Genomic DNA, 17,576 nt, shown 5'->3' with positions numbered 1-17,576 from the left:
TTATTATATTTTAAATTTATGTTTAATTTCCTATTTAAGCTCTATAAACCTGGATTTTTTCCTGGATTTCCTCAATGATTTTTTCATCATCAATAGTGGATGGAATCTGAAAATCTTTACCGTCCAGCAGTGTCCGGATCAGCTTTCTTAAAATTTTTCCGGATCTCGTCTTGGGTAAACGTTTGACAACCATTACGTTTTTTAAAAAAGCAACTGCTCCGATTTTGTTGCGAACCATCTGAACGATATCTTTTTCAATATCTTCTTCAGAAATCGCCGAGCCGTTTTTCAAAACCACTGTGGCAAAAGGAACCTGTCCTTTTAAATCATCATCAATACCTACAACGGCACATTCGGCAACATCAGGATGTGAGGAAACAATTTCTTCCATTTCAGAGGTCGAAAGCCTGTGTCCTGCTACATTAATCACATCATCCACTCTTCCTGTAATGAAAATATAGCCGTCTTCATCCTGAATAGCACCGTCTCCCGAAAAATAATACCCTTTATACTGAGACAGGTAACTGCTTTCAAAACGGGCGTAGTCTTTCCATATTCCAAGCATGGCGCCAGGTGGGAGGGGAAGTTTGATCACCAGATAACCTTCATGATGAGGATTGAGTTCGTAACCGTTTTCATCAAATATTTTAATATCATATCCCGGAACAGGCTTTCCTGCAGATGCTCTTTTGATCTGATAATTTTCATCATGAGTCAACAACCCCAGCATTGGCCAGCCGGATTCTGTCTGCCACCAATGGTCTATTGCCGGAACACCAATATGTTCTGCAAACCAGTCCAAAGTGGCAACATCGCATCTTTCACCAGCGAGAAACTGTTTTTTAAAATGGGTTAAATCGTATTTTTTTACCAGTTCTCCGTTCGGATCTTCTTTTTTAATAGCTCTGATAGCAGTAGGGGCCGTAAACATCACCGAAACTTTATATTCTGAGATAATTCTCCAGAAAGTTCCTGCATCAGGAGTCATGATGGGTTTTCCTTCAAAAATAACAGTCGTGTTTCTATTGATTAAGGGTCCGTACACGGAAAAGCTATGGCCAACCGCCCATCCGAAGTCTGAAGCAGCCCAATACGTTTCTCCCGGTTCTACACCATAGATATAAGTCATTGAGAATTGTAATGCAGTGGCATAACCTCCCGTGTCACGAACGATCCCTTTAGGCTTTCCGGTAGTTCCTGAGGTGTAAAGAAGGTAAAGCGGATGAGTGGATTCTACAGAAACGCAGTCCGCAGGAGCTGATTTTTCTAACAGTTCTTCATAATCAATCAATCCGTCAAACATCTCATCCTGATTATCTACTAATTTTCTGTTGTATACAACGATATTGTCTACTTTGTCCTGAGCCAGCTCGATCGCTTTTTCTACCAGCGGCAGATAGGGGATTCTCTTTGCAATTTCGACACCTGCCGTGGCTGTGATTAAAACTTTCGGTTTGCAGTCATCAATTCTGACAACAAGCTCGTGAGGAGCAAAGCCTCCGAAAACCACATTATGAATAACTCCGATTCTTGCACATGCCAGCATGGCAAAGAGCGTCTGCGGAATCATAGGCATATAAATAACCGCTGTGTCTCCTTTTTTTAATCCTAAAGAAACCAATCCTCCAGCCAGTTTTGCTATTTCCTCTTTTGCATGATGAAATGTGTAGGTTTTCTTCTGATGGGTTACAGGAGAATCATAAACGATCGCAACCTGATCTCCGAAGCCGTCTTCAATATGTCTGTCAATGCATAAGTAACACATATTGAGCTTTCCGTCAGAAAACCACTGTGGGTAATCGTTCTTACCATTGGAAAGAATCTGCTGCGGAAATTCAAACCATTGTATTTTCCCGGCCTGTTCCTTCCAGAAGTCTTCTTTGTTTTCTATGCTTTGTTTAAATAAGGTATCTTTATTCATATCAATATCAAGGTCAATAGTTGTGTTTAGTGTCTGCATGTCATTGCGAGCCGCAGGCGAAGCAATCTCTTAAAACATCTCCTCAATCTGCTGCATCAGTTTCTTAATCGAGTAGGGTTTTGTAACGTAAGCGTCAGCTCCCATTTCCAATCCTTTTTCAATATCTCTTGGGTTATTTTTAGCACTTAGAAAAATCACTTTGGTGTCTTTCAGTTTTTCATCCTGTTTAATAAGATCCAAGGTGCTGTAGCCATCCAGATTCGGCATCATAATATCGAGAAGAATCACATCCGGAACCATGGTTTTCAAAAAGTCAAGGACTTCCATTCCGTCACGGGCAATATAAACATCATATCCGTTTTTCTTAAAGCTGTATTCCAACGACATCAATATTTTGTGTTCGTCATCCGCAATGATTATCTTTCTCATAAGAAGGTTTTAATGGTGTTCAACTTCATCTGTAATCTCTTTTTTAGTTTTTTTGGGAATGTTGATGGTGAAAGTTACGCCCAGCCCGCTGTTTTCTGCTTTTATACTTCCTCCATGTGCCTCTACAATTTTTTTGGAAATGGCTAATCCCAGTCCGCTTCCTGTAGGCTTTAATATGTTTTGGTTTTTCGATTGATAAAATTTATCAAAAATCATTTCCAGATCCTCTTCCGGAATATGCTTTCCGGTATTGAAGATGGTAATGATCAGCTGCTGATCTTTTTCAAACAATTTGGTCTGAATGGTGCCGTGTTCTTCCGTAAATTTTAAAGCATTTCCCCAGATATTCTGAAACAGCTGAATCATTCTTGCTTCATCATATTCAAATATAGACTGATTCAGGAGATTAACTTCACTTAAATGAATATTTTTCTGCTGTATCAGGTGAAGGAGCGGACTCAATGCTTTTTTATACGTGTCAACAATATTATTTTCCTGAATATGCAAAGAGATTTCACCATGCTGCAATTTATCCAGATAAAGAATATCATTGATGATTTCGCTTAATCTGTCGGATTCTGTGATGATGTTGTTTAAAAACTCCTGTTTGATGTCAAAAGGGATATCATCGTCATCCGCTAAAATTTCTCCTGCTGAACGGATGGCCGTAATCGGAGTTCTTAGCTCGTGAGCGACAGAATCCAGAAAATCGTCTTTTTGACGGTCTTTAATAATCAGACTTTCATTGGCAGTCCTCAGATCATTAGACAGTTTCTGAAGTTCTGCAGACTGTTCGGTAAGCTTTTTATTCAAGCTGATATTTTCCTGCGATTCTTCGAGAATGTTTAAAACTTCTTTTAAAGATATTTTATCTTCCTTGGTTACTCCTTCAATCAATATTTTTGCGGAAGCTGTACCGATTCTTCCGGCCAAAAGGTTTTCTGAGAATTTGATAAACCTTGAATCGGCAGTCTCAGTATTGGAGTCGATGTTATATTTTAAATTAAAAATCCTTAAGGCCTGTTCCGTTTTATTCTTACCTAAGAAACGTTCCAGAATATTCTGAATATCAGATATGTAGGCTGTTCCGCGCCAGATAAAAGCATTTTCGTGATTCTGAATGTACTTATCGATGTCTACATAAAGCTCAGCAAAGTTTCTTTCACGGTAATTTCCTTTTGAACTTACGGAAACAATGGTAAACAGGCTTGTATTGACCAGCATCGACCAGAAAAAGATCTGTGGAATTCTTCCTAAATAAGGAATGGTAAAAAAACCGAAAGCATTATACATATCCCTCAATACCCCTTTAAATTCCTGATTGTACGAAAAATAATACTGGGGAATAATCAACCCGAAATAGCATATTACCAATCCGGCTAAAAGTCCTGTAACAGCACCTTTATAGCTTCCTCTTCTCCAGAATAAAGCTCCGAAAAATGCAGGTGCCAGCTGTGCAATCACGACAAATGAGATTAATCCTACCGAATCCAGGGAAGTTTTCAAAATGAAATACTTGTAGAAGGCAAAAGCCATAATGATCAATGCGAAAATACTGAACTTCCTGATATTGGTGATGATTCTTGTATTTTGCTCCTCGCTTTCAGATTTTAATTTTCCCAGCAATCCGTATGGAATGATGAGGTTGTTGGAAAGCATGATGGATAAAGTAATGGCAGAGATAATGATCATGGAGATACATGAGCTTAATCCTCCAAGAAAGACGAATACTGTGATCAAAGTATTGTCGAAATGTTGTGGAATCAGAATAGAGTAGAACTCAGGATTTACTTTCTGTCCGTCAAAAATTAATCTTCCTCCCCAGGCAATCGGGAAAATAAATACAGTAAAGATTAGAAGGTAAAGTGGAAAAAACCAAATAGCTGTTCTGATGTGCTTTTCCTGCCTGTTTTCAACAATAGCAGTGTGGAACTGTCTTGGGAGAATGCAGATCGCTGTTGCGGAAATCATGCAGAGAACCATCCAGTTCAGGGCACCTTCAATTCCGTTGAAGGTGTTTTTTTCTTTAAAATCTTCAAATTTACTGGCTTTCTCATAAATATCTGAGAAACCATCAAAAACATAATAAATGACAAAAAATCCGAGAATAATAATAAAAAATAGCTTTAAAAAACTTTCCAGAGCAATGGCGGAGATAATTCCAAGCCTTTTTTCTGAAGCATCTACATATCGTGTTCCATAATAAGAAGAAAATAAAGCGATTAAAATTACCACGAAAGTTGCATTATCAGTCAGAATGTCTTTCGACATCGGAGTTTCAGTTACCAGATGGAAGGTTTCAGAAATGGCTTTAATCTGCAGGCCGATATAAGGAACTATCGCCAGAAGGCAGACTATCGTGATAATGGCACTCAGGCTTCTGCTGTTCCCGTATCTCAATGAAATGAAATCGGCCAGGCTGCTTATTTTGTTGACCCTTGAAATTCTTACAATCCGGGTATTGATATAGATCCATGCCGGAATAATCATAATAGGTCCAATGTAAATTGGCAAATAGTTTAATCCGCTTGTCGCTGCCACACCGATACTTCCATAATACGTCCAGGCAGTACAATATACAGCAAGAGATAAAGCATAGATGTATGGATTATTGATCCAAAGCTTGCTTCTTTTCTTCTCTGCCAGGTAGGCAACTAAGAAAAGGAGGGCCAGATAAAACAGAACGACAAAAAATAATGCGAAACTACTCATCATGTCTTTTTACAATTACAAAAGAAATCACAATGGAAATCATCCAGACCACGAACAGGTAAATAAGGATCATAGGATAGCCCAAAACTTCCCTGTCACTATTGAAAAGCAGTGAAATAGGAATGCTGAAAGCAATCATAAGCCCTACGCTCAGTATGATAAGTTTTTGTTCGTGTCTTTTTTTCATAATTATTTTATTTCCTTACTGAAGCATATCGCTTCTTCACGTCCGATGTAAATTCCATAATTTTCAATGACATTATATTCGTTTTTCAGATAAAACTTTACGGCATTGTCATTTTTTTTACGGGTTTCCAGATAGATGTATTTATAGTCGAATTGTTTTGCGGCTTTTTCTAACGCCGAGAGAATCTTTCCGCCCAGGCCTATGTTTTTTTCCAGGGAGAACATGCGTTTAATTTCACATATTTCTGGTGAAAGGGGGCGAAAACCTCCACAGGCTATGGGTTTTTCATCACTTACAGCAATGAGGAACAAAGCTTTCTCCTGAGAAAAGTCATCAAGGTTTGCACTTTTGCTTCCACTCTCACCAGAGATTGTAATAAGAGAAGTATTTAATCTGCAGATGAGGTTAATAACGTTCTTATCCTGAGAAGGACGGGGAATTGCTTTAATCGTGATATCCATTTTTTTATAATTGATAACAGATCATTGATGAATGCCGCATTCATCAATGATCTGTTTTTTGCTTTTAAATTTTATCGTCAGAATATTCTCCTTTTAAGGCGTAATAACCGAAAACTGCCATTCCGCCTGAGATAATCGGCATCAGTACAAAAAGAATGATGATGCCAAAAACCAGATCTTCCTGTTTTCCGGAAGTTATTTTCGGGATTCCCAGTACGGTAATTCCGAAGTAACCCACAATTACTGCTATTGCGATCCAGAGAATGCCTAATATTTTTTTTAGTCCGTTCATTTTAGTAGTTTTAAAATTAATAAAAATTTGAGTGATTCAGTACCTAATCGTGAAGATTATTGTTCTTATTTTTAAGATAAAATAATCCGATGATCAAACATACGGCAGCGACTCCAATCGGGTACCAGAGTCCTTCCAGATACCATGTTGTATGTCCTGCTTCTTTTCCTGTAGTTACCAGATAAGTGGCTACCGCCGGAAGAAGTCCTCCGAATACCCCGTTTCCAATATGATAAGGTAATGACATTGAGGTGTAACGGATTCTCACAGGGAACATTTCAACAAGGAAAGCCGCGATAGGTCCGTAAACCATGGTTACAAAGATCACCTGGATGAAAACAAGGAATACCAGGTACCATTTGGTGTTGTCACTTAATTTTAAACTTTGAGAAACTTTGGCTTCCTCCGGTTTTCCGTCTTTCATAGCAACTCCTGATGGAGACCAATGAACTACGCTGTCTTTTTTAATTAAAGTTCCGTCTGTATAAAGTGTTTCTTTGTGAAAAGTCACCAGGCTGTCTGTCGCAATATCATTGTGGATTTTCGCCGTTCTTTTTTCTGTAATTCCATTTGCTGCAATTGTTTTGTTTTCGAGGTTTACACTTTTAAACATGCTGTCGTAAATAGGTCTGTACGCTAAAATAGCGATCAGCATTCCGGTCATCATCACTGCTTTTCTGCCGATTTTGTCAGAAAGCCATCCAAAGAATACAAAGAAGGGTGTTCCTAAAAATAAAGCCGTAGCCATCAATGAATCTACCTGCGCTGATTCTACATTCATGACCTTTTGAAGGAAACTCATGGCATAGAATTGTCCTGTATACCAGATCACACCTTGTCCCATCGCAGCCCCGAATAAAGCCAATAGTACAAATTTGAAATTGTATTTGTTTCCGAAACTTTCCTTTAAAGGGTTTTTGGATGTTTTTCCCTCACTTTTGGCTTTCGCAAAAAGAGGAGATTCTTTCATGTTCTTTCTGATAATGTAAGATACGGCCACCATCAAAATGGAGATCCAGAATGGAACTCTCCATCCCCACGTATCAAATTCTTCTGCAGAAAGAGTGGTCTTGGTGATCAGAATAACAATTAATGAAATGAAAAGTCCGGCTGTTGCTGTAGTCTGGATCCAGGAGGTCCAGTATCCGCGGCGATGAGGTTGTGCGTATTCTGCGACATACGTGGCAGCACCTCCGTATTCACCTCCTAAAGCAAGCCCCTGAAGTAATCTTAAAATTAAAACCAAAACCGGCGCCAGAAATCCAATGGTTTCATAACTTGGAATACATCCGATCAGGAAAGTTGAAAATCCCATAATCAGTAACGTAACCAGGAAAGTATATTTTCTTCCGATAAGATCTCCCAGTCTCCCGAAAAATAATGCCCCGAAAGGTCTTACTACAAATCCGGCAGCAAAAGTGGCCAGGGTAGATAAAAATGCGGCAGTAGGATTATCCGCAGGGAAAAATTTGGTGGCTAAAACAACGGCCAGACTTCCAAAGATATAGAAGTCATACCATTCTATCAATGTTCCGAGAGATGAGGCAGTGATCACACTCCAGATGGTGCGGTTTTTCTGCCTGTCGGTCATATTTTCGTAGCTTTCGTGATGATTTTCGCTCATATTGATTAGTTTTTGATGTTAGTGGAATAGGATTATTAATTTGAATTTTTTGAACCGTTAAGGGCTTTGAATGAAACTATTTCAAAAAAGTGTCATTCTGAATGAAATGAAATGTAATGAAGAATCTCATGTGTGTCTGGATGTCAGTAAGATTCTTCATTCGTCAGAAATCGAAGATTCGACTTAGTCAATTCCCAATCCATCTTAATTCTTAATGGTTCAAATTTTAAAGGTAGATTTGAAACTGTACAATAAATTCTCCTTTAGAAGAAGGACTTTCCGTAGGATTTGTATAAACAGGTCTTGTGGAATACTGTGTCGTTATTTTTGCGTGATGTCCGTCTATAAACCAATTGGCTCCGACATCAAACTGAGATGAAGATTTATCAAAAGCCTCAAAACTTTTATGAGTATAAGCAGCAAAAGGCTGTATTCTGATTTTTGGCTTTTCTGCCTGACTCGGTAATAGTAAACCTGCCTGAGCGTAGATAATATTACCTGTTCCAATGGTTGGCTGTAGATTTCCTGGTCCTGCAATGGCTTTATTCCCTATAAAATTAGGATCAGAGGCGCCAATATTCATGGTTCCCAGATTTCTTACATAGTTCGGTCCGAAATTGTAATTATAATATCCGGCATAGGCAGAAACGGCCATTTTATTTTTTGCCTCACCCAAAGGAATATCTGCAAACGCATCTACAGCAAAAAGGGTAATATCATGTTTTTCAATGTTTGAATTGACAGAAGTTCTTGTTCCGTCAGCCTGATGATAAAAACCGGCACCTACATTGAAGACTTTTTTTGTTCCCAGGTAAGATCCAACTTTAAAAGGAAGTGTGTTGGATTCTTCATCAAGGAACTGATATTCAACATACCCTGCTTTTGAAAAACTTGGATTTCCATTATTGTCTACGGCTACTGCTTTTGAAGGATCTGTTACATTCACAGGAACAAGATCTGTGGCGAAAGGTTTATTTAAACTGAAACGATATTCCAGTTTTCCGTACTTTCCTTTGGCAAACATTCCAAGCTGTCTTGCAAACTGATCTGAATTATCAATCAAAGGCCATGAAAAAACAGGAGAATCTAATGTAAGGAAGTTAAGCGTGGAAGCCATGGTCATACGGGAAAGCCCCATATAGTAGTGTAGTCCGGCCCCTAAAGTTAAACTGAATTTTCCCGCTTCTCCAGGTAAAATAACTGCATATTCGTTCCAGGCATCATGAAAGAACAGCTGGGTTTTCTTTCCGTTTCCATAACCTCCTGTTCCTGAGGTGCCTGAAGCGCCGCCATTGATGAAAGTCTGATTATTAATTCCGAAATGGAGCAGGATCATATATCTCTTAGAGATCTGTGCGTATGTTAATGCACGTAACCTTCTGTTTCCCAGACTCCATGAGTTGTCAGTGGGTTCACCGCCTACCATGGTTCCGGGGTTCATAGATGTATTTCTTACCCAAAACTGGTCCCATAAAATAAATCTGACGAATTTATCCCCGTTTTGGTTGAGGTTAAGTTTTAAGCCACTGCCATAATCAGGAGAACCTTGTGAGTATAAGGAACTACTGATTAAAGCTAATCCAATGAATGTAAGTAATTTCTTCATAAATTATCAATTTTTGGCGTTGTTTTTTGTGAATGCCAAATTGTAATTAATAATTTATTTATGAAAATTTAATATATATTAGTGGTAATAGTATAGTTGGTATTTGATAGACTTTGATTTTCGGGATTCGGGGTTCGAGGTTTGGTGTTTAAGATTTTAAAATCATACTTTTTTTTAAATATTTGATATACAGTTATTTATAAGAGTATTTTTACCTCTGTTTTTAAACCTCATGACTCGCATCCCGAAACCCCGCACCCCGTAACTCGTACCCCGTACCCCGTACCCCGTACTACTTCTTAAACCGTTCCCACTTAATCAGCATATACTTATCGGCAAATTGGGTGATGATAATTCCGGAGTTTTTAATATTCTCTTCCTGGGCGATATATTCAATCAGTTCGCTTTGCTTTAGTATCTTATAAACAGGATGGAATTCAGAATGGGGCGGTCTGGTGATATTGTATTTTTTAATCCATGAGCTTATGGTAACATGGGAAACCCCGATAATTCTTTCAATTTCACGGTAACTTAAGCCTTCCAGATAAAGCTGAAGAGCTTTGGTTACGTAGTAATCGTCAATTTGCTTTCCCAGTTTTTTAACGGTAAAATAATAATTGCAGTCTTTGCAGTGGAAGCGCTGTTTATTGTTGATAATGCCGCTTTTTACTACTTTGATACTCTTGCATTTAGGACAGGTATTTTCCATAACTATATTATTTTAGCAAATATATAATAAATTAGCAAATGTATATTTTTCAATAAAGATAATTTTACCTGTTTAAAATTTTAAAACAAAAAAAATATCTTTTTTATTTGGATTTAAAAGAAATTATATTTTAAATTTGCCAAAAAATTTAGATAAATAAATGGAAATAGAAATTTCCTCATGCGAACATCTAATGTATGTGAGTGAAATACAGCAGGAAATGTATGATTCTGCACAGCGTAGAGGAACGGGTATCGCAAAACGTTCCATAGAATATTTGAGTAAGAAGATTTCAGAAGGCAATGCTGTGGTAGCCACTGAAAACGGTGAGTGGGTAGGTTTCTGTTATATAGAGACCTGGTCGCACGGGAAGTTTGTGGCCAATTCGGGCCTGATTGTATCACCGAAATTCAGGAACGGGGGAGTAGCGACTCAGATCAAGCAGAAAGTTTTCCAGTTATCTAGAGATAAATATCCGGATGCAAAAGTATTTGGATTAACAACAGGTTTGGCAGTAATGAAAATAAATAGTGATTTGGGATATAAACCCGTGATCTATTCTGAACTGACTCAGGATGAAGAATTCTGGAACGGCTGCAAAAACTGCGTGAACTATGAGATTTTAATGATGAAGGAGCGCAAAAACTGTCTGTGTACAGCTATGTTATTTGTTCCTGAAAATGATAAAAAAAAAGAGGAGGTAGTGAATAATCTGCCTGAAAATAAATATGATGTAATGATTCAAAAAAAAATTGATGAATTCCACGCGACCATTAATAATAATAAAAAGAGTCCAGATGAAAAAGAAAGTCATCTTAGCGTTTAGCGGAGGTTTAGATACTTCCTACTGTGCTAAATATCTTAGTGAAACACTAGGGTATGATGTGTATGCTGTTACTGTAAACACCGGAGGTTTTTCAAAAGAAGAAGAAAAAGAGTTGGAAAGAAAAGCCTTAAACCTTGGAGTAAAAGAGTACAGGTGTGTAGACGCTCAGGAAGATTACTATAATTCATGTGTGAAATATTTGATTTTCGGGAATGTATTGAAAAATAATACATATCCTCTATCGGTAAGTGCTGAACGTACTATTCAGGCGCAAGAGATTGCAAAATATGCCATTGAAGTACAGGCAGATGCCATTGCTCACGGAAGTACAGGAGCAGGGAACGATCAGGTTCGTTTTGACTTGATTTTCCAGGTGATGTGTCCAAATATTGAAATTATTACTCCAATTCGTGATATGGCTTTGTCCCGTGAGGAAGAAATTGAGTTTTTGAAAGAACACGGTTATGAAATGGAATTCCAGAAGGCGCAGTATTCTGTCAATAAAGGCCTTTGGGGAACTTCAGTAGGTGGTAAAGAAACACTGACATCCAGAAATTACCTGCCGGAAGAAGCTTTTCCATCCCAGATTAAAGAAACTCAGCCTTCAGAACTTGAAATTGAGTTTAAAAACGGAGAGGTTATAGCTGTCAATGGAGAAAACTTTGAGCACTCTGTATATGCCATTCAAAAAATAGAAGAATTAGCTTCAGCATATGGGATTGGCCGTGATATCCATGTAGGTGATACTATTGTTGGAATTAAAGGACGTGTGGGGTTTGAAGCAGCTGCAGCATCGGTGATTATCAAAGCGCATCATTTATTAGAAAAACATACGCTTTCAAAATATCAGCAAATGATGAAGTCGCAGTTATCCGACTGGTATGGAAACTGGCTTCATGAAGCACTTTTCTTAGATCCTGTCATGAGAAATATTGAGTCTTTCCTGGTAGATTCTCAGAAAACAGTAACCGGGAAAGTATTTGTAACCCTTCATCCTTACAGATTTATTTTGAATGGAATTGAATCTGATCATGATCTGATGTCCGACAAATTCGGAAGCTATGGAGAAGCGAACAGAGCATGGACGGGAGAAGATGTAAAAGGATATACGAAGATTGTAAGCAATTCTTTAAATATTTACCACCAGATTAACCAAAATATCAACTAGTTCCGCAAGGACGATGTAATGAAAGGCAGAACAAAATGCTGTCAGAATTAAAATGAAGAAAACAGTAGGAATTATTGGTGCCAACGGTTATACAGGAAGTGAGCTGATACGCTTACTGGCTTTTCATCCCCATGTGACATTGAGTTTTTTATATAGTCGTTCGAATTCGGGAACAAGAATTTCGGATCTGTACCCGGATTTAACGACGGTTTGTGAAATGGTTTTGACGGATAAGCCTGAAGACGTAGATATTCTTTTTCTGTGTCTTCCACATAAAGAAAGTCAAAACTGGTTAACGCAGAACCCTGTCAAAGATGAAACGCTGGTGATTGATCTTGGAAACGATTTTCGTTTAGAAGGAAATTTCGGAAAAAGAGATTTTATCTACGGATTGCCTGAAATTAATAAAAAACAACTAACGGGTGCTAAGAGTATTGCCAACCCGGGATGTTTTGCTACGGCTATTCAGTTGGCCTTGCTGCCATTGGCGGAAAAAGGAGTGTTGAATGAAGTCTTTACCACAGGGATTACGGGTTCTACAGGAGCCGGGCAGTCTCTGCAGGCAACGACTCATTTTACCTGGAGAAATGATAATGTCTCAGCCTATAAAACCTTAACACATCAACATGTGGATGAGATTTTACAGCAGCTGATTTCATTCAATAATAAAGAAGTAAACCTGAACTTTGTTCCTTGGAGAGGAGATTTTGCAAGAGGGATTTTTACAAGTTCCACCATGAAGACGGATCTGGAGCTGGAGGAAATAGAACAGTTGTATCAGGATTTTTATGCAGAGGAGCCTTTTGTTACAGTAAGCAGGAAGGCAGTGGATTTAAAGCAGGTTGTCAATACCAATGGCTGTGTGATTCAAATCGAAAAGAGTGGAAATGTGGTCGTTATTCACTCAGCGATTGACAATTTGTTAAAAGGTGCTTCGGGGCAGGCCGTACAGAATATGAATCTGGCTATGAACTGGGAGGAAAATGCAGGATTAAACCTGAAACCGATAGCATTTTAAATTGACGGTAAGTAATTGAGAATTTTAACAGAAAGTAAATCCGACTTAGGAAAATGGAGCGTTAAGAAAATTAATTCTATGAACGTTAAGAAAATTCTACTGTTCGAAGTGCGAGGAAAATAGAGAACCGAAGAACCAATTCGAATTTCGCACAAGTTTTAGAATTTTTAGTGAATAGAACTAATTTTTAGCGGAAGTTTCCAGGTCTTGAACTTTTGTTTCTTTTGTTTTAAGACAAAAGAAAAATAAAAAATAAAAAAATGAATTTATTCAACGTATATCCATTATTCAACATAAATCCGGTTAAAGCACAGGGATCTTTTCTGTGGGATGACAAAGGAGAGCAATATCTTGATTTTTACGGAGGTCATGCTGTGATTTCTATCGGGCACAACCATCCACACTATCAGAATAAGCTGAAAGATCAGCTTGAAAAAATTTCTTTCTATTCCAATTCTGTTCAGAATGAATTGCAGACGGAGTTAGCGGAAAAACTGGGTAAACTTTCAGGATATGAAGATTATAACCTTTTCCTGTGTAATTCCGGAGCAGAAGCCAATGAAAATGCATTGAAGCTGGCTTCATTTCATAACGGAAAAAGCAAAGTGCTTTACTTTTCAGGCTCATTTCACGGCAGAACCTCTGCAGCGGTTTCAGTGACTGATAATCCGAAAATTGTAGCTCCGGTTAATTTTTCTGAAAGATTTATCAAATCAGAATGGAATGATATACAAGAGCTTGAAGAAACCTTTGAAAAATTTGGAAATGAAATTTCATCTGTAATCATCGAAGGAATTCAGGGAGTAGGAGGAATTATGATTCCAACACCGGAATTTTTATCTAAAATCAAAGAATTATGTGAAAAATATGATACTGTTCTTATTTTGGATGAAGTGCAGTCCGGGTATGGGAGAAGTGGATATTTCTTTGCCCATCAGGAATTTGGTGTTGAGGCAGACATTATTACTACAGCAAAAGGAATGGGGAATGGTTTCCCTGTGGGCGGAGTTTTAATCCATCCTAAATTCCAGGCAAGCAACGGTTTGCTGGGAACGACATTTGGAGGAAACCACCTTGCCTGTGCCGCTTCTATTGCTGTGCTGGATGTCATGAAAGATGAAAATCTTCTTGAAAATGCGCAACAGATGGGTGAGTATATTGAAAATGAAATTAAAGATTTACCACATATTAAATCTATCCGAAGGAAAGGATTGATGATCGGAATAGAACTCGACAGAGACTGTTCAGAAGTAAGGAAAGAACTCCTTTTTGATCATTATATTTTTACAGGAAACTCTAATGATAAAACCGTGTTGAGGATTCTTCCGGCACTGAATATCAAAAAAGAGGAAACGGATCTTTTCATCAATGCTTTGAAAGCAGTGCTTGGAAATATTTAAACCATAAAAGTCACAAAAGAATTTAAACACTTAAGTGATTTTAAGAAAATACTACAGGCTTAAGAAGTGCACTTAAGTTTTCGAAAATCTTTGATTTTCTTCTTCTGTGAGCTTATATATTTTCAAAATAATCAACTTTTAAAACTTAAGTGTTCTAAAGTGTTTTAGTAAAAACTTTTGTGCCTTTTGTGGTTAGATCAACAATCAATGTGTAAACACAATCTTTAAAATTAGTTTAAAATGAAAAAATTTACCTCTGTAAGTGATGTAGAAAACTTACAGGAAATCATAAAAAAAGCTTTACAGATAAAAGCAGACCCCCTTACTGAAACACAAAAAGGAAAGGGAAAAACAATCGGACTTGTATTTTTAAATTCAAGTTTGAGAACCCGTCTGAGCAGTCAGATTGCAGCTCAAAATCTTGGGTTGAATGTATTGACGTTAAATGCAGCACAGGAAGCCTGGAATCTTGAATTTGCTGATGGAGCGGTAATGAACGGAGACACGGTAGAACATATCAAAGATGCTATTGAAGTGTTAAATCAATATTGTGATATCATTGCGGTACGTTGTTTTGCAGGGATGAAGAGCAAAGAAGATGATGTGAATGAAAGCATCCTGAGCCAGTTTGAAAAGCATGCAAAAGTACCTGTCATTTCTCTGGAATCAGCTACACGCCATCCTTTACAAAGTCTTGCAGATTGCATCACCATTACAGAAAACTGGAAAAAAGACTATAAACCAAAAGTAGTATTAACATGGGCGCCACACATCAAGCCTATCGCTCATGCTGTTGGAAATTCTTTCGCAGAATGGATGCAGGAAATGGATGTGGAATTGGTGATTGCTAATCCCGAAGGGTATGATTTAGATAAAAACTTTACCAAAGATGTGAAAGTAATCCATGATCAGGATGAAGCGTTGAAAGATGCAGACTTTATCTATGTGAAGAACTGGTCTTCTTTTGATGATTATGCTGCAATGCCAGAAGTGAGGGGAAACTGGATGCTCACGAATGAAAAATTAGCCAATACCAATAATGCGAAAGTAATGCACTGCCTTCCGGTTCGCCGTAATGTAGAATTGAGTGATGAGGTGATGGATGGAGACCATTCTATCATTTATCAGCAGGCAAAAAACCGGATTTTCTCTGCACAAGCCGTATTCAGTGAAATTTTAGATGAATTAAAAGCTTAAAATAATCCTTGTCAAGGTTCAAAACCTTGACAAGGATAGAAAAGATCAAGTATCCCAAAATGTTTACAATGAAAGAAAAGTTATACATCATAAAAATTGGCGGAGCTTTAATTGATGATGAGGAATTATTAAGCCAATTCTTAGAACAGTTTTCTGAAATTACTGAAAAGAAAATCCTTGTTCATGGCGGTGGCAAGCTGGCAACAACGCTGGCTGATAGACTGGGCATTGAGCAGAAAATGATCAATGGCAGGAGGATTACGGATAAAGAAACTTTGGACATTGTAACGATGGTGTATGCGGGAGGAATTAATAAAAATATTGTTGAAAAGCTGCAGCAGAAAAAATGCAATGCCATAGGATTCTCGGGGGCAGACGGAAATTTAATTAAAGCTAAGAAAAGAGAACATCCTGAAATCGATTTTGGATTTGTGGGGGATATTACCAAGAAAAGTGTAAACAGAAAGCTGGTTTCAAAACTCATCAAACTGGATCTTGTTCCTGTATTTTCTGCGATTACCCACGACAGAAAAGGAAATCTTTTCAATACCAATGCAGATACCATTGCTTCTGTGATGGCGCAGGCTTTGTCTGAGAAATATGAAGTTGAACTGTTGTATTGTTTTGATAAAGAAGGTGTTTTGGAAGATGTGAATGATCCGGAATCGGTGATCAGAAGTGTCAATGAAGAAGAATTCACGGTATTAAAAGAAGAAGGAAAACTTCATAAAGGGATTTTACCCAAACTTGAAAATGCTCTTGGAGCGATAAAAAATAATGTAAATAAAGTGTTTCTGATCAAAGAAACAGAACTGAAAAACCATATAGAAAATCATCATGCAGGAACTGAAATCTGTTTATAATAAAGAAGAACTGTTGAATAACGCGGTCGGATTGCTTAAAAATTTGATTGAGATTCCTTCATTCAGTAAAGATGAATTCAATACGTCGGTAGAGATTGAAAATTTTTTCAAAAAACATCAGATTCCTACCAAACGTTTTAAAAACAATATCTGGGCGGTGAACAAACACTTTGATGTGTTTAAGCCTTCTGTTTTACTGAATACCCATCATGATACGGTAAAGCCTAATAAAGCTTATACACTTGATCCGTTTGTACCGATCGAAAAAGAAGGTAAACTGTTCGGATTGGGAAGCAATGATGCAGGAGCTTCTCTGGTTTCTATGGCACAGGTTTTTTTACATTTTTATGATAAAGAAGATTTAAAATATAATTTAGTTATTGCTTTGACGGCAGAGGAGGAGATTTCAGGATTTGATGGAATCGAAGCCTTATTTCCGCAGCTACCCAACGTAGAACTCGCCATTGTAGGAGAACCCACGCAGATGAACCTGGCGATTGCAGAAAAAGGACTTCTTGTGATTGATGGAGAAATGAAAGGTACTCCTTCTCACGCCGCTCATCCTAATGATGATAACTCAATTGTAAAATGTATGCAGGATCTGCAGAATATTCTTTCCTTTAAATTTCCGAAGGTTTCAGAATATCTGGGCGAAGTTAAAGTTACTTTATCAGGAATCCATGCAGGAGTACAGCATAATGTGGTTCCGGAATCGTGCAATTTTACATTGGATGTGAGGGTAACGGATGAATATTCCAATCAGGAAGCATTTGAAATCATTCAGTCTCAGATGAAATCTACATTAAAAGCAAGATCGTTCAGGCTGAATTCCTCCAAGATCGAAATGGATCACCCGTTTGTAAAAGCAGGAATTGAAGTCGGAAGGACAACCTATGGTTCACCTACTTCCTCAGATCAGGCGATTATTCCATGTACATCAGTGAAAATAGGTCCTGGAGACAGCAGGCGCTCTCATACAGCAGATGAATTTATCTATATCCATGAAATAGAAGAAGGAATAGAAATTTACATCAGCATTTTAGAAAAAGTGTTATAAAAATGGAAGATGGGTGTAGGAAGAGGGAAGTTTTTGCAGTATGTTATTAGCTTCCTGCCTCCAGCCTCAGGCTTCCAGCTCAATATATGTTTTGACTCCGTCCGGC

Annotated in this window: 16 protein-coding genes; 7 read left to right on the top strand and 9 right to left on the bottom strand. The window is 37.9% G+C overall.

Annotation, left to right across the window (positions count from 1 at the left end; genetic code table 11):
• Nucleotides 1-34: 34 nt before the first annotated feature.
• The 9 genes from JNG87_RS10105 to JNG87_RS10065 form a co-directional block, all read right to left on the bottom strand.
• The gene (locus JNG87_RS10105) at nt 35-1,921 is read right to left on the bottom strand and encodes an AMP-binding protein (RefSeq protein ID WP_202844266.1); all 1,887 of its coding nucleotides are present in this window, start codon (nt 1,919-1,921) and stop codon (nt 35-37) included.
• 69 nt (nt 1,922-1,990) lie between these two features.
• Nucleotides 1,991-2,350, bottom strand: a complete 360-nt coding sequence (locus JNG87_RS10100; RefSeq protein WP_110011117.1) for a response regulator transcription factor — start codon at nt 2,348-2,350, stop codon at nt 1,991-1,993.
• 9 nt (nt 2,351-2,359) lie between these two features.
• Nucleotides 2,360-5,062: an ATP-binding protein gene (locus JNG87_RS10095; RefSeq protein ID WP_395974924.1), complete on the bottom strand. Its 2,703-nt coding sequence runs from the start codon at nt 5,060-5,062 to the stop codon at nt 2,360-2,362.
• The gene (locus JNG87_RS10090) at nt 5,055-5,249 is read right to left on the bottom strand and encodes a hypothetical protein (RefSeq protein ID WP_062670711.1); all 195 of its coding nucleotides are present in this window, start codon (nt 5,247-5,249) and stop codon (nt 5,055-5,057) included. The genes JNG87_RS10095 and JNG87_RS10090 overlap by 8 nt, the downstream gene beginning before the upstream one ends.
• Before the next feature lie 2 nt (nt 5,250-5,251).
• A complete protein-coding gene (locus tag JNG87_RS10085) occupies nt 5,252-5,710 on the bottom strand; it encodes a GNAT family N-acetyltransferase (RefSeq protein ID WP_202843848.1) in 459 nt (152 codons plus the stop codon).
• Nucleotides 5,711-5,774: 64 nt separating this feature from the next.
• Nucleotides 5,775-6,002 carry a DUF6814 family protein gene (locus JNG87_RS10080; RefSeq protein WP_062670707.1) on the bottom strand — a complete coding sequence of 76 codons (228 nt, stop codon included), beginning with the start codon at nt 6,000-6,002 and terminating at the stop codon, nt 5,775-5,777.
• A gap of 43 nt (nt 6,003-6,045) precedes the next feature.
• On the bottom strand, nt 6,046-7,626 hold the full coding sequence (locus tag JNG87_RS10075; RefSeq protein WP_202843846.1) for an MFS transporter: 1,581 nt from the start codon (nt 7,624-7,626) through the stop codon (nt 6,046-6,048).
• Between the two features lie 226 nt (nt 7,627-7,852).
• Nucleotides 7,853-9,232, bottom strand: a complete 1,380-nt coding sequence (locus JNG87_RS10070; protein WP_202843844.1) for a porin — start codon at nt 9,230-9,232, stop codon at nt 7,853-7,855.
• A gap of 292 nt (nt 9,233-9,524) precedes the next feature.
• On the bottom strand, nt 9,525-9,941 hold the full coding sequence (locus JNG87_RS10065; RefSeq protein WP_062670701.1) for a helix-turn-helix domain-containing protein: 417 nt from the start codon (nt 9,939-9,941) through the stop codon (nt 9,525-9,527).
• A gap of 160 nt (nt 9,942-10,101) precedes the next feature.
• Here JNG87_RS10065 and JNG87_RS10060 point away from each other — a divergent pair, with 160 nt between their 5' ends.
• From JNG87_RS10060 to JNG87_RS10030, 7 genes are all read left to right on the top strand, one after another.
• The gene (locus JNG87_RS10060) at nt 10,102-10,767 is read left to right on the top strand and encodes a GNAT family N-acetyltransferase (protein ID WP_238349707.1); all 666 of its coding nucleotides are present in this window, start codon (nt 10,102-10,104) and stop codon (nt 10,765-10,767) included.
• The gene (gene argG / locus JNG87_RS10055) at nt 10,739-11,935 is read left to right on the top strand and encodes an argininosuccinate synthase (RefSeq protein WP_202843842.1); all 1,197 of its coding nucleotides are present in this window, start codon (nt 10,739-10,741) and stop codon (nt 11,933-11,935) included. Before JNG87_RS10060 ends, argG begins: the two co-directional genes overlap by 29 nt.
• Before the next feature lie 52 nt (nt 11,936-11,987).
• A complete protein-coding gene (gene argC / locus JNG87_RS10050) occupies nt 11,988-12,953 on the top strand; it encodes an N-acetyl-gamma-glutamyl-phosphate reductase (protein WP_202843840.1) in 966 nt (321 codons plus the stop codon).
• Between the two features lie 260 nt (nt 12,954-13,213).
• Entirely contained in the window at nt 13,214-14,353 is a 1,140-nt protein-coding gene (locus JNG87_RS10045) for an aspartate aminotransferase family protein (RefSeq protein WP_202843838.1), read from the top strand.
• 240 nt (nt 14,354-14,593) lie between these two features.
• Nucleotides 14,594-15,550: an N-acetylornithine carbamoyltransferase gene (locus tag JNG87_RS10040; protein WP_202843836.1), complete on the top strand. Its 957-nt coding sequence runs from the start codon at nt 14,594-14,596 to the stop codon at nt 15,548-15,550.
• A gap of 68 nt (nt 15,551-15,618) precedes the next feature.
• Nucleotides 15,619-16,413: an acetylglutamate kinase gene (gene argB, locus JNG87_RS10035; RefSeq protein WP_202843834.1), complete on the top strand. Its 795-nt coding sequence runs from the start codon at nt 15,619-15,621 to the stop codon at nt 16,411-16,413.
• A complete protein-coding gene (locus JNG87_RS10030) occupies nt 16,388-17,470 on the top strand; it encodes a M20 family metallo-hydrolase (RefSeq protein WP_202843832.1) in 1,083 nt (360 codons plus the stop codon). The genes argB and JNG87_RS10030 overlap by 26 nt, the downstream gene beginning before the upstream one ends.
• The last annotated feature ends 106 nt before the right edge of the window (nt 17,471-17,576 follow it).

The organism is Chryseobacterium cucumeris (assembly GCF_016775705.1).
Lineage (GTDB): Bacteria > Bacteroidota > Bacteroidia > Flavobacteriales > Weeksellaceae > Chryseobacterium > Chryseobacterium cupriresistens.
This window is presented reverse-complemented; position numbering and strand designations above follow the sequence as displayed.

What these genes read in the sequence shown, in the direction of transcription:
- JNG87_RS10105 (WP_202844266.1), bottom strand. Translation starts at nt 1,921, where the DNA reads ATGAATAAAGATACCTTATTTAAACAAAGCATAGAAAACAAAGAAGAC.
- JNG87_RS10100 (WP_110011117.1), bottom strand. Translation starts at nt 2,350, where the DNA reads ATGAGAAAGATAATCATTGCGGATGACGAACACAAAATATTGATGTCG.
- JNG87_RS10095 (WP_395974924.1), bottom strand. Translation starts at nt 5,062, where the DNA reads ATGAGTAGTTTCGCATTATTTTTTGTCGTTCTGTTTTATCTGGCCCTC.
- JNG87_RS10090 (WP_062670711.1), bottom strand. Translation starts at nt 5,249, where the DNA reads ATGAAAAAAAGACACGAACAAAAACTTATCATACTGAGCGTAGGGCTT.
- JNG87_RS10085 (WP_202843848.1), bottom strand. Translation starts at nt 5,710, where the DNA reads ATGGATATCACGATTAAAGCAATTCCCCGTCCTTCTCAGGATAAGAAC.
- JNG87_RS10080 (WP_062670707.1), bottom strand. Translation starts at nt 6,002, where the DNA reads ATGAACGGACTAAAAAAAATATTAGGCATTCTCTGGATCGCAATAGCA.
- JNG87_RS10075 (WP_202843846.1), bottom strand. Translation starts at nt 7,626, where the DNA reads ATGAGCGAAAATCATCACGAAAGCTACGAAAATATGACCGACAGGCAG.
- JNG87_RS10070 (WP_202843844.1), bottom strand. Translation starts at nt 9,232, where the DNA reads ATGAAGAAATTACTTACATTCATTGGATTAGCTTTAATCAGTAGTTCC.
- JNG87_RS10065 (WP_062670701.1), bottom strand. Translation starts at nt 9,941, where the DNA reads ATGGAAAATACCTGTCCTAAATGCAAGAGTATCAAAGTAGTAAAAAGC.
- JNG87_RS10060 (WP_238349707.1), top strand. Translation starts at nt 10,102, where the DNA reads ATGGAAATAGAAATTTCCTCATGCGAACATCTAATGTATGTGAGTGAA.
- argG (WP_202843842.1), top strand. Translation starts at nt 10,739, where the DNA reads ATGAAAAAGAAAGTCATCTTAGCGTTTAGCGGAGGTTTAGATACTTCC.
- argC (WP_202843840.1), top strand. Translation starts at nt 11,988, where the DNA reads ATGAAGAAAACAGTAGGAATTATTGGTGCCAACGGTTATACAGGAAGT.
- JNG87_RS10045 (WP_202843838.1), top strand. Translation starts at nt 13,214, where the DNA reads ATGAATTTATTCAACGTATATCCATTATTCAACATAAATCCGGTTAAA.
- JNG87_RS10040 (WP_202843836.1), top strand. Translation starts at nt 14,594, where the DNA reads ATGAAAAAATTTACCTCTGTAAGTGATGTAGAAAACTTACAGGAAATC.
- argB (WP_202843834.1), top strand. Translation starts at nt 15,619, where the DNA reads ATGAAAGAAAAGTTATACATCATAAAAATTGGCGGAGCTTTAATTGAT.
- JNG87_RS10030 (WP_202843832.1), top strand. Translation starts at nt 16,388, where the DNA reads ATGCAGGAACTGAAATCTGTTTATAATAAAGAAGAACTGTTGAATAAC.